This is a genomic window from Natranaerobius thermophilus JW/NM-WN-LF, assembly GCF_000020005.1.
In the GTDB taxonomy this organism is placed as follows: Bacteria; Bacillota; Natranaerobiia; order Natranaerobiales; family Natranaerobiaceae; genus Natranaerobius; species Natranaerobius thermophilus.
The window spans coordinates 1,430,159-1,442,638 of record NC_010718.1 but is presented as its reverse complement, the minus strand read 5'-3'; the positions used below and the strand labels follow the sequence as shown (position 1 = coordinate 1,442,638).

Here is a 12,480-nt window from a genome sequence, read left to right as displayed (position 1 = left end):
TTCACCCCACTTTTAAGAATACTATCTGCTGCCCCAAATAACATTACATCACTGCACTATTTCCACCATAACCCTTTTATTTTCTCTTATAGCAGCAGCACTAACCACAGTTCGGATAGACTTAGCAATCCTACCTTGTTTACCAATCACCTTACCCATATCATCAGGATGAACTTTTAACTCAAGGACCATCGCTTTTTTGCCTTCTACTTCTGACACAGACACTTCTTCAGGATGATCGACTATAGATTTGGCAATGTATTCCACCAGTTCTTTCAATGTTAAAAGCCTCCTTCTGTTATTTTTCCACTACACCGGCTTGGGTTAACAGAGAACGAACTTTTTGTGAAGGCTTAGCCCCTTCTTGTAACCATTTCTTAGCTTTTTCCTCATTAATTTCTAAAGTGACTGGTTCAGTTGTTGGGTTATAATGTCCCAGTTCTTCAATGAACCTGCCATCTCTGGGTGCTCTCACATCTGCCACTACAATTCTGTAGGAAGGTTGTTTCTTAGCTCCCATTCTTTTAAGTCTCATTCTAACAGCCATTAGTTCTACACCTCCTTAGTTTGATTAGATGGATTTCTAAATTCCATTAAATTATTACATAAAGGGAAGATTGTTCCCCATTTTTCCCGGCATTTTCTTTTTACCCATTTTACCCATTTGTTTCATCATTTTCTTCATTTGCTCAAATTGCTTCAGAAGTTTGTTGACATCTTGGACTCTGGTTCCACTTCCTTTGGCTATACGTTTTTTTCTACTGCTATTAATTACTTCAGGTTTAACACGTTCTTCTTGAGTCATTGATTGAATAATAGCTTCAATTTTAACTAGTTCTTGTTCATCTACAGAGAAATTTTTCATCTTTTTGTTACCTGCCATACCAGGCATCATATCCATAATTTGGTCCAAAGGACCCATGCTCTTCAATTGTTGTAGCTGCTCTAAAAAATCTTCGAAGGTAAAAGACTGGCTTTTAATTTTCTTTTCCAGTTCTTGGGCTTTTTTCTGGTCCATACTAGTTTCAGCTTTTTCTATCAGAGACATTACATCTCCCATGCCCAGAATTCTAGAAGCCAATCGATCAGGATGGAAAACTTCTAATTCATCAACTTTTTCCCCTGTACCAATAAATTTAATTGGTTTTCCAGTGACTTTTTTGACTGAGAGCGCTGCTCCGCCCCTGGTATCTCCATCAAGCTTAGTCATTACTATTCCAGATAAATCTAAATCCTGATCAAATCTTTCGGCAACATTGACTGCATCCTGACCTGTCATAGCATCTACAACTAGTAAGATTTCATGAGGCTCGACACTGCTCTCAACCTCACGCAACTCTGTCATTAGATCTTCATCAATATGCAATCTACCAGCTGTATCTAAAATAACAACATCCATCTGATTTTTTTTAGCATGTTCCACAGCACCTTTAGCTATATCAGCTGGGTGCTGTTTATCTCCCATACTGAAAACAGGGATATCAGTTTGTTCTCCTAAAACTTGTAACTGTTTAATTGCAGCTGGACGTTGGGTATCACAGGCAACCATCAATGGATTTTTGCCATCTTTTTTAAATTTTTTAGCCAGCTTAGCAGATGCCGTGGTTTTTCCAGTACCTTGCAAACCAGAAAGCATAATAACAGTTGGAGGTTGATCAGAAAAGTTTACTTCGCTAACTTCTCCACCCATTAATTGTGTTAATTCATCCCGGACAATTTTGATCACTTGTTGACCCGGAGTTAAACTTTCTAATACTTCTTCCCCAACAGCTCTTTCTTTAACATTATTGACAAACTCTTTAACTACTTTATAGTTAACGTCGGCTTCTAGAAGGGCCAGACGAACTTCTCTCATGGCTTCTTTAACGTCTTTTTCGTTGACTTTACCTTTTCCTGTCAGTTTGCCAAAGGTATCCTGTAATTTTTCTGATAGTCTTTGAAGCATTAAGCCTCACTCCTTAATAATTCATCCAACAATTTAAGGCACTTTTCTCTAGTGTTATTATCTAGGTGAGTTTCCCTTGTCAAAATTTCTTTTATCTTTTTCAAGGATTTCCTTTGAAAGGTAAATCTGTCAACAAAACCCAATCTGGATTCGTAATCCTGTAGTAATTCCTCACAACGTTGTAATAAGTCATATACAGCCTGCCGACTAATACCTTCCAGTTCGGAGATCTCTCCCAGAGAAAAATCCTCATAATAATATAACTTGAATATTTCCTTTTGTCTAGGGGTTAATAATTCTCCATAAAAATCAAAGAGCATAATCAATTTATTTGTTTTTTCTAGCATTTTAGAATACCCCACCTGCAAAGTTTAATCTTACAAAATCACTGTAAAGGCAAATCACTTTACAAAAATATTCTACAAAAAAAAGACTCCCCTGTCAAGCAAGGAGTCTTTACTCTTCATTATTTTCTCCCGAATTAGCAAACAGAGCATCGATAAATTGGTCTGGATCAAAATCTTGTAAATCTTCCATTCCCTCACCAACCCCAATATATTTAATTGGTATCTCCATTTCATTAGCTAGTGCTAGCACAATACCACCTTTTGCAGTACCATCTAATTTAGTAAGAATAATACCGGATACGGGAGTTACCTCTGAAAATAGCTTGGCTTGACTCAGGGCATTTTGGCCAGTAGTTGCATCTAATACCATGTAAACATCATGTGGAGGAGTTCCGATTTCTCTTTCAATTATTCTTGATACCTTCTTTAATTCTTCCATAAGATTTTTCTTATTATGCAAACGACCTGCCGTATCACATATTAGATGATCAGCATTGCGGGCTCTTCCAGCCTGAATAGCATCATACACTACTGCAGCAGGGTCCGCACCCTCCTGATGTTTAATCACATCAACTCCAACTCGGTCACCCCATATTTGTAGTTGGTCTATTGCAGCGGCTCTAAAAGTGTCCCCGGCCGCTAAAACCACTTTTTTACCTTCTTGTTTGTGTTTATATGCCAGCTTTCCAATGGAAGTTGTTTTCCCAACACCATTCACACCTACAACTAAACTTACTTTAGGGGTCCCTTCTTGGGGAGTTAGTGACTTATCTTTTTGCATAAGCATATCCTTCATTTCATCTTTTAAAACTTGATTAACAGTTTCCGAATCCTTTATTTTTTCTTCCTTTATCCTTTGACGCAAGTTTTCTACAATTTTTAAAGTGGTATCCACTCCTACATCAGCACTTATTAAAATATCTTCTAGCTCTTCAAAGAACTCTTCATCAATCTTTTTACCTGTTAACAACTTTTCTATCTGGGACACGAATCCACGTCTAGTCTTTGTTAGACCGTCCTTGATTTTTGAAAATATCCCCATTTTTAACTGCACTCCTTTCTTATTTTCCAATCTAAGCGGTTTCTATTATATCATCATCTTCTAGTTTAACTGAAATAAGTTGACTGATGCCGGGTTCAGCCATGGTAATACCATAAAATCTATTAGCAGCTAACATAGTCTTTTTCCGATGAGTTATCACAATAAATTGTGTATTTTGGGCATAACTTTTCATAAATCTGGTCAGTATTTCTAAGTTAGATTCATCTAAAGAAGCATCTATTTCATCTAAAATGCAAAATGGTGTGGGTTTAATCTCGTGAACGGAGAAAAGTAAGGCAATGACAGTTAATGCCCGTTCACCTCCGGATAATAAAGATAAATTTTGTTTCTTTTTACCAGGTGGCTTGGCAATTATCTCTATACCTGTGTTTAACAGATCGCTTTCATCAGTGTATTCTAAATGAGCCGAACCTCCACCGTATATTTCTGTGAAAACTCTTTTAAATGTCTGATTAATCTTAGTGACTGTCTCTGAAAAACTATTTTTCATCGTAGAATCAATTTCTGATAATAATTTGTTTAATGATTTCTGAGCGGATCTCAAATCCTTTTGTTGATCTTTTAGGAAGTCCATCCTTTCTTGTAACCTGTTGTATTCTTCTATAGCGCCCAAATTGACTTCACCCAATTGATTTATCTCTGATTGGATGTTTTTAATCTGATATTCGTATTTTTTAAAATCATCAATGGCTTCTTTATGATTTAAAGCTTCCTGAGGTTCCATATCATACTGTTCATCAAGGCGTTCTAGTATATTTGATAGTTCTGTTTCAATTCTGCTCTTTTTCATCTTCAATTGAGAGCTCTGTTGGTCTATTTCTTTCTCTTGTTTGGCTAACTCTTTTTGACGAGTTTCTTTTTCACTTAGAGTTTCTCTCGTATTTTCTCGTTCTTGTTTCAGATTGTCCAAGGTATTGGATAATTCCCGCTGCTTTGTCCTAAGTTCTTCAATTTTGGTATGATTGTCTTTTTTCTCGTTGATAGTATCATTTATCTTTTCTGATAACTCTTTCAGCTCTTCCTTTATTTGAGGTAACTTTTCTTCCCGATAATATCTCGTTTTTTCATAAGTTTCCTGTCTGTCTTCACTGATATTTTTTAACCTTTCATCTAATTTCCCAACATTAACTTCAAAGGTTAATTTCTGTTCATTGAGCTTTTTGTATTCATCACTAGTTTGTTTAAATTCGGTTTCAAGTTCTTTAATATCCTGTTCGAGTTTACTTCTAGTTTGATCGAGTTCCTGTAATTTTGATTCCGTTTCTTCAATATTACTGTCTAAATCCGAAAGTTCCTGTTGTTTTGTCTGTTGTTTAAGCTGATAGACTTCTATGTCTTCTAGTATTTTGGCTTTTTCAGTTGCAAAATTCTCTTGATCTTTTCTCAACTCACCTAATTCCAAATCTAATTGATGTCGTTCAGACATCAACTTGTCAATATTGCTTCTTTTATTCTGAAGCTGTTCTTCTATCTGTTTTTGATCTTCCTGTAATTTTTGAAGTTCTTTTTGGGTAGTTGAGATCTGATTTTGTAATTTAGTTTTATTATCGTCATTGGATAGTTGCTGTTGCAAAGAAGAGGACGACTTTTTGTTACTTCCCCCTACCATAGCTCCTCCTGGTAAAATCAATTCGCCGTCTAGTGTAACTAGTTTAAGACTAAACTTGAGTTTTTTGGCTAACTCTAAACCAGTATCCATATTGGGTACAACAATAACTCGGCCTAACAGATGCTCGGCAACTACTCTGTATTTTTCAGATATAGTGATCAACTGTGAGGCTATACCAGTAATCTCACATTCTCTGATTATTTGACGTTGTTTTTGATTTAAGTATCTGGGTTGTAAATTATCTAAGGGCAGGCAAGTAGCTCTACCGAGTTTGTATTTCTTTAAATGTTCTAATACTTTTTTAGCTTCGGCATCATTAGCTGTAACTATATTCTGTTGAGCTTGTCCTAAAGCAGTTTCAATAGCTTTTAAATAATGTTTTTCCACAGATATGAGCTGTGAAACAGTTCCTATTACTCCACTCCAAGACTGGGGGTTATTTTCTTTTAGTTTTAAAACTTCTCTAACTCCCCTGGAAAAACTATCTGAATTATAGAACTCCTTTAAAGCTTCATACCTGGATTTATAACCTTGGAGTCTTTGATTAAGGTCATTTATACGATCTGTTAATTGTTGTTTTTCAGACTCTAACCCATCAATTCTTTGTTTTTCAGAGGTTATTTTAGTTACTAATTCATCCAGACGACTTTGTTTTGTTATTTGCTGCTCTTTTATTTGTTTAATTTTATTGTCAAGTTCTTCTTGTCTAGACTGTAATTTTTTTACTTCAGTTTTTAGCTCATCTAATTCCTTTTTAAGACGTGTTTGTTCCTTATAATAGTTATCATATTCAGTTTCTTTTCTTTGACGATGACTAATCACTTCTATTAAAGATGCTTTCGCATTTTCCAGTTCATTATTTTCTTGGGACATTTTATCAAGACGGTTTTTTATGTTATGCAAATCTTCTTCCACTTGATGTTTTTCTTTCTTCAGAGATTCATATTTATTATCAAGGTCTGTCAAGGAAGTTGTTAACTTCTCAATTTCTTTTTCAATATTTGCCTGTTCGGATTCAAGACGGACTTGTTCTTTTTCCAAATTTTCCTTACGCTCAGATAAAATTTTATCTTGTCCCTGTTTTTGTTCTATCTCACTTACTACTTCTACATTTTGCTGTTGCTGCTTCTCCATCTCTTTCTCCAAGTCAACTAACTGGGTTTTAATGGTTTCTAGTTCACTTTCAATAGTTCTAAGCTGAGAAGATATTTCTTCCTTGTTATTTTCTATCTGCTTATAAGTTTCATCTAATTCATACCATTTAGCTCTCTTTTCATCTATTCTATGAGCTAAAAGGTTTACTTCCAATTTCATCATTTTATCTTTAAGTTCTTTATACTTGCTAGCTCTTTCAGCTTGTTGTTTTAGAGGGGGTAATTGTTGATTTAATTCCTCGATAACATCGGAAACCCTGGAAAGATTGTGCTCAGTATCATTCAGCCGCTTAAGTGCTTCTTGCTTTCGCGTCTTATGTTTTAAAATACCTGAGGCTTCCTCAAAGAGATATCTCCTCTCATAAGGGGAAGCTGATAATATTTTGTCAATCTCTCCTTGGCTAATAATTGAATATGTATCTTTTCCCAAACCAGTATCCATGAAAGTTTCCTGAATATCTTTTAATCGACAAGGTGTTTTATTTAAAAAATATTCACTGTCTCCACTTCTGTAGTATTTTCTCTTAATTGTCACTTCATCGTAATCAAGTCCCAAATGCCCTTGAGAATTATCAAGAGTTAGCGTAACTTCTGCCATATTCATAGCTTTTTTATTTTGAGTACCGGAAAAAATGAAATCTTCCATTTTTTCACCACGAAGAGGTTTTGTTCGATGTTCTCCCAGTACCCATCGAATTGCATCACTGATATTACTTTTACCACAACCGTTAGGCCCAACTACGGCTGTGATACCATCAGAGAGCTCAAATGTTGTTTTTTCAGGAAAGGACTTAAAACCGACTAATTCTAGTTTTTTTAACAAAATACCACGCTCCTCTAGACTCCACGCAACAAAATACCTGCTTGTTTGCACAAGCAGGTACTGTAATAACAAGTTTCAATTGCTTTGAATCTCAATTTTAGCGAGATTCAAGATAAAATTTAATGGCTGTTCTTTCTTCACCATCAATCTCAATTTCAGTAAAAGCCGGGATACATACCAAATCAATCCCATTAGGAGATACAAACCCTCTCGCAATAGCAATCGCTTTTACTGCCTGATTAACGGCACCTGCTCCTACTGACTGAATCTCAGCAGCGCCATGTTCTCTCACTACAGCCGACAGTGCACCTGCAACAGCCTTTGGTTCTGATTGAGCAGAAACTTTTAGTACTTCCATTGTTTTAAAGCTTCCCCCTTTACTTGAATTGTTTTTTGTAATTTAACTTCTTCTTAACTTTGAAATGCACCAAAACTTTAATTGAATTGTTTTAGCTTACTTTATAATATACTATATGTTCATAGCAAATTCCTGCCACTTGGTTAAAATTAATTTATTTACTTAATTTTTGAAAAGCAAAATGAGCCGCATTCTGTTCTGCCTCTTTTTTGCTTTTACCACTGCCTCTACCCACGACTTCATTGTTAATTTGGACTTCAGCAACAAAACTCTTGTCATGATCTGGACCCGATTCTTTAACAATTTGATATTTAGGTGGATCACCATATCTATCCTGTACTAATTCTTGTATCATAGTTTTATAATCACCAATCCGTTGATTATCAATATGACTTAATTGATCTTTAAATAAGTCAAGAATCAGTTGTTTCGTTTGATCGTAATTTGTTTGTAAGTAAACAGCTCCAATTAAAGCTTCAACTGTATCTGCCAGGGTAGAACGCCGGTCTCTTCCTCCAGTACTATCCTCGCCTTTGCCTAACCTTAAATATTTTCCCAGATCTAATTTTTCTGCAATTTTAACTAAAGATAATTCGCACACTAACTCTGCTCTTAATTTGGTAAGCTCACCCTCAGGTAGCTCAGGGTATTTTTTATATAATGTTTCGCTGATTGCCAGTTCTAAAACAGCATCTCCTAAAAACTCAAGCCTTTCATTGTGATCAACAACATCTTTTTGTTCATGGGCATAGGAAGTATGAGTCACTGCTTGTAGTAGTAACTTATCATCCACATAAATACCTAACTTTTCTTTTAGTTCAACAATATCGCGGCATTCCTTACCCATTTTACATCCCTCACTTAAATAGTTAATCCTTCAAGCTTTTAAAAATTAAGCTAGCATTTGTCCCACCAAAGCCAAAATTATTCACTAAAGTAGTATCTAGTTCCGCATGGCGTCCCTCATTGGGTACGTAATCCAGGTCACATTTAGGGTCATGAGTTTCTAAATTTATAGTCGGATGAACATAATTATTTGTCATTGAAAGTAATGTAGCTACACTTTCAACCCCTCCTGCTGCCCCCAATAAGTGGCCTGTCATGGATTTGGTTGAACTTACCAGTAAATTTTCGGCATGTTCTTGGAAAACTTCTTTGATGGCTAAAGTTTCTAATCTGTCATTATACTCGGTGGAAGTGCCGTGAGCATTTATATACTGAATTTCAGTTTTTGAAATACCAGCATCCTGAATGGCTTCTTCCATACAAGCAATGGCTCCAGTGGAATCTGGACAAGGAGCAGTCATATGATAAGCATCACCTGTCATGCCAAATCCTGCTACTTCCGCATAGATAGGTGCATTTCTTTTGATTGCATGATCTAGAGTTTCCAGAACTAAAACTCCAGCTCCTTCTCCCATTACAAATCCGTCCCTATTTTTATCAAAGGGCCGACTTGCTTTTTGGGGATCGTCATTTCGCGTTGATAATGCCTTCATAGAACCAAATCCTGCAATAGCTAAAGGTGTGACAGTCGCTTCAGATCCTCCGGTGATCATCACATCACATTCACCCCTTTGAAGTATTCTGAGCGATTCACCGATAGCATGAGCAGCAGTAGCACAAGCAGTTACTAAAGTCAAATTTGGTCCTTTTGCACCCAAATCTATTGACACCTTACCCGAAGCCATATTAGCAATCATCATGGGAATAAATAAGGGGCTTACTCTTTTAGGCCCTTTTTCCATTAGCTTTTTATGACTTTCTTCTAAGGTTTGTAGTCCACCTATTCCTGAGCCTATAGAAACTCCTACTGAATTTTTCAATTCATCAGTTATTTCAAGAGCTGCATCATCGACAGCCATCTGACTAGCAGCTGACGCAAATTGAACAAACCTATCCATTCTCCTCGCTTCTTTTTTACTAAAAAAGTCTGTGGCTTCAAAGTCTAATACTTCACCAGCTATTTTTGTTGAAAATTCTTCGGTATCAAAAGATGTGATTTCATCTACTCCGCTGCTCCCATTTTGTAGTGCATTCCAAAACTGTTCTTTACCTAAACCGTTAGGACTGATAACTCCCAAGCCAGTCACAACAACCCTGTTCAAATTAATCACCCACTTTCAGTAAAGATAGGTTTGATAGCTTGCTAAAACAACTTATTGCTTGTTTACCTAAAATCTATAATTTAGAGAAAGTCCCTATAGGGACTTTCTCATATTACTGATTCTGTTCAATATAATTAACAACATCACCAACAGTGCTCATTTTCTCAGCTTCCTCATCTGAGATTTCCATGTCAAACTCTTCTTCCATAGCCATAATTAATTCCACAATGTCTAAAGAATCAGCTTCTAAGTCTTCAGTGAAATTAGCTTCCATAGTCACTTGATCTTCATCTACTCCCAGCTGATCCACAACAATGTCTTTCACTTTATCAAAGGTAGCCACATTGTCACCTCCCCTCTTTAGTGCTAGGTACTATAATAATGTATTAGTTAATATTTGTAATAAACTAGGGTTTTAAAATCACATCACCATACCACCATCTACATTAATCACTTGTCCAGTCAAATATGTAGCCTGTTCAGTTAAAAATAGTACAGTTTCAGCCACTTCTTCAGGGCAACCATATCTCTTCATAGGTATTTGATTTAATAACTCCTCTTTTACTTGTTCCGATAGGTTCTCAGTCATCTCTGTATCTATAAAGCCAGGAGCGACAGCATTAACTCTAACTCCCCTTGGTGCTAATTCACGTGCTAAAGTTTTCGTTAAACCTATGACACCAGCTTTACTGGCTGAATAATTTGCTTGGCCTGCATTTCCTATGATCCCAGCAATAGATGCCATATTAATTATTGTACCTGATCTATTTTTGATCATAGGTTTTGAAAACACTTTACTACAATTATAAACACCTTTAAGATTCACATCAATCACTTTTTCAAAATCTTGTTCTTTCATTCTCAGAAAAAGTTTATCTTGAGTAATCCCTGCATTATTGACCAATACATTTATATTTCCGTATTTTTCCATAGCATAATTACCCATTGCTTCAACATCTTGATAATTCTCTACAGCGGCCTGATAACATTCGGCCCGTTGTCCAATAGCTTCAACTTCCTTTTTAACTTCTTGGCAAGCACTGGAGTTAGAAGAATAATTAATTAAAACATCATACCCAGCTTTTGCTAAGTTTAGTGTAACACTTCTACCTATACCCCTAGAACCGCCAGTAATAACAGCAATTTTACTCATTTAAGCAGGTCCTCCTTATTAGATAACAATTCTTGTAAATTATTTCCTTTATCAACTGAAGTCTGATAAACCTTACGGTCAACTTTACTTAAAAGCTTCGTCATAGTGTTACCTGGACCTACATCGATAAAACCATCATATCCCATGTTAATCATTTTAGTAAACGACTGATGTAATAACACTGGGGATTTCACCTGTCTAATTAAATTTTCACGGACTTCTTGAGCCGTTTGAAAAGGTTCTCCAGTCACATTTGATATTACATCAATTTCTGGTTCTTTAATTTCAATTTGATCCAGTTCTACCTTTAGTTTAGCTGCAGCTGGCTCAAGTAATTCACAATGAAAAGGCGCACTTACGGAAACTTCTTTAGTTCTTTTTGCACCTAGTTCATGACATTTCTCTTTGGCCAATTCAACACCCTCGGCCTCTCCGGAGATGACAATCTGCTTAGGACTGTTATAATTAGCAGGAACCACATATTTATCAGTTTCTGTTCTCACCATTTCACAAGCTTTTTCAACCTGTTTATCTTCTAAACCTAAAACAGATACCATTTTGCCTTTACCTTCAGGGACGGCTTCTTGCATATATTGTCCTCTTCTTTGAACAATAACAAGAGCATCTTCAAATTTGATGGATCCTGCTATCACCAGTGAACTGTACTCTCCCAAACTAAGCCCTGCAGCACCTTGCGGTGCCAAACCTTGTTCCTGTAATACCGTAGCAGAAGCGACTGAAGTTGTCAAAATAGCTGGTTGTGTTAATTCTGTTTTACGTAAATCTTCTTTTGTTCCGTTAAAAATCTTGTCCTTTATATCAAAACCCAGAACTTCACCTGCTGTTTCGAAGATTTTTTGGGCTGGTTGGTAATTATCATATAGAAATTTTCCCATTCCTACGTATTGAGCACCTTGGCCCGGAAACAAAAAGCCTAGTTTTTTCATACATTTCACCTCACCTTTCCAAATTCTTTGAATCAAAACTGTCCACTAAATTTTTAGCTTCAGTCATAACTTCTTCGATAATCTCCCTGGCACTCTGTTCCTGGCTTACCAAACCAGAAATTTGTCCTGCCATAACTGAGCCTTCCTCAACATCACCTTCATTAACAGCTTTTGACAGCATACCTGCACCTAATTCTTCAATTTTCTCTTTGGGAACTCCCTGTTGTTCCATTTTAGTAAACTTTTTGGTTAACTTATTTTTAATAGTACGTACAGGATGTCCCGTGGAACGAGCTGTAACCAAGGTATCCCTATCTTTTGCTTTCTTGATAGCTTGTTTATAATTATCATGAGCAGTGCACTCATGACACATAACAAATCTGGTTCCCATTTGCACTCCTGAAGCTCCTAAAGCTAAAGCTGCAACTAATCCACGGCCATCGCCAATACCTCCTGCCGCAATTACCGGTAAGTTTATAGAATTTACAATTTGTGGCACCAAGGCCATGGTAGTTAATTCACCTATGTGACCACCTGCTTCAGTACCTTCGGCAATTACAGCATCGACTTTTTGTCTTTCCATTCTTTTGGCTAAAGCAACTGATGGGACTACGGGAATTACTTTAATACCTGCCTCTTTAAATTTGTCCATATATTTTCCAGGGTTTCCTGCTCCAGTAGTCACTACGGGAACTTGTTTTTGAATAACTAAATCCACAATCTCATCAACAAAGGGGGAAAGTAACATAATATTAACTCCAAAGGGATTATCTGTTTTAGCTTTGACCTTGTTTATTTCTTTTTCTACTACATCTACAGGTGCATTACCCGCTCCAATCATTCCTAGGCCACCGGCTTCAGATACAGCAGCAGCCAATTCACCTGTGGCAACCCAAGCCATCCCACCTTGAATTATAGGATAATCAATATCAAGTAATTGTAATAATTGTTTAGTATTCATGATAAACCCTCC

13 protein-coding genes are annotated in these 12,480 nt (G+C 36.4%); all 13 read right to left on the bottom strand.

Translation table 11 applies throughout. From position 1 onward, the window contains the following. Window positions 1–48 precede the first annotated feature (48 nt). Window positions 49–279, bottom strand: a complete 231-nt coding sequence (locus NTHER_RS06935; RefSeq protein WP_012447828.1) for a KH domain-containing protein — start codon at window positions 277–279, stop codon at window positions 49–51. Window positions 280–298: 19 nt separating this feature from the next. After that, on the bottom strand, window positions 299–547 hold the full coding sequence (gene rpsP, locus NTHER_RS06930) for a 30S ribosomal protein S16 (protein ID WP_012447827.1): 249 nt from the start codon (window positions 545–547) through the stop codon (window positions 299–301). Between the two features lie 54 nt (window positions 548–601). Next, window positions 602–1,945 carry a signal recognition particle protein gene (gene ffh / locus NTHER_RS06925; RefSeq protein ID WP_012447826.1) on the bottom strand — a complete coding sequence of 448 codons (1,344 nt, stop codon included), beginning with the start codon at window positions 1,943–1,945 and terminating at the stop codon, window positions 602–604. After that, window positions 1,945–2,292: a YlxM family DNA-binding protein gene (gene ylxM / locus NTHER_RS06920; RefSeq protein WP_012447825.1), complete on the bottom strand. Its 348-nt coding sequence runs from the start codon at window positions 2,290–2,292 to the stop codon at window positions 1,945–1,947. The genes ffh and ylxM overlap by 1 nt, the downstream gene beginning before the upstream one ends. 109 nt (window positions 2,293–2,401) lie before the next feature. Then, complete coding sequence (gene ftsY / locus NTHER_RS06915) at window positions 2,402–3,334, bottom strand: signal recognition particle-docking protein FtsY (protein WP_012447824.1); 933 nt, start codon at window positions 3,332–3,334, stop codon at window positions 2,402–2,404. A 31-nt stretch (window positions 3,335–3,365) separates the two neighbouring features. Beyond that, window positions 3,366–6,941, bottom strand: coding sequence for a chromosome segregation protein SMC (smc, locus tag NTHER_RS06910; protein ID WP_012447823.1), 3,576 nt, complete (start codon window positions 6,939–6,941; stop codon window positions 3,366–3,368). Window positions 6,942–7,038: 97 nt separating this feature from the next. Next, window positions 7,039–7,299 carry a stage V sporulation protein S gene (locus NTHER_RS06905; RefSeq protein ID WP_012447822.1) on the bottom strand — a complete coding sequence of 87 codons (261 nt, stop codon included), beginning with the start codon at window positions 7,297–7,299 and terminating at the stop codon, window positions 7,039–7,041. A 154-nt stretch (window positions 7,300–7,453) separates the two neighbouring features. Next, window positions 7,454–8,146, bottom strand: coding sequence for a ribonuclease III (gene rnc / locus NTHER_RS06900; protein ID WP_012447821.1), 693 nt, complete (start codon window positions 8,144–8,146; stop codon window positions 7,454–7,456). A gap of 22 nt (window positions 8,147–8,168) precedes the next feature. After that, on the bottom strand, window positions 8,169–9,413 hold the full coding sequence (fabF, locus tag NTHER_RS06895; RefSeq protein WP_202943891.1) for a beta-ketoacyl-ACP synthase II: 1,245 nt from the start codon (window positions 9,411–9,413) through the stop codon (window positions 8,169–8,171). A 106-nt stretch (window positions 9,414–9,519) separates the two neighbouring features. After that, the gene (gene acpP, locus NTHER_RS06890) at window positions 9,520–9,750 is read right to left on the bottom strand and encodes an acyl carrier protein (protein WP_012447819.1); all 231 of its coding nucleotides are present in this window, start codon (window positions 9,748–9,750) and stop codon (window positions 9,520–9,522) included. A 78-nt stretch (window positions 9,751–9,828) separates the two neighbouring features. Next, on the bottom strand, window positions 9,829–10,560 hold the full coding sequence (gene fabG / locus NTHER_RS06885) for a 3-oxoacyl-[acyl-carrier-protein] reductase (protein WP_012447818.1): 732 nt from the start codon (window positions 10,558–10,560) through the stop codon (window positions 9,829–9,831). Continuing rightward, complete coding sequence (gene fabD, locus NTHER_RS06880) at window positions 10,557–11,507, bottom strand: ACP S-malonyltransferase (protein ID WP_012447817.1); 951 nt, start codon at window positions 11,505–11,507, stop codon at window positions 10,557–10,559. Before fabD ends, fabG begins: the two co-directional genes overlap by 4 nt. A 10-nt stretch (window positions 11,508–11,517) precedes the next feature. Beyond that, window positions 11,518–12,468, bottom strand: a complete 951-nt coding sequence (fabK, locus tag NTHER_RS06875; RefSeq protein ID WP_012447816.1) for an enoyl-[acyl-carrier-protein] reductase FabK — start codon at window positions 12,466–12,468, stop codon at window positions 11,518–11,520. Window positions 12,469–12,480 lie beyond the last annotated feature (12 nt).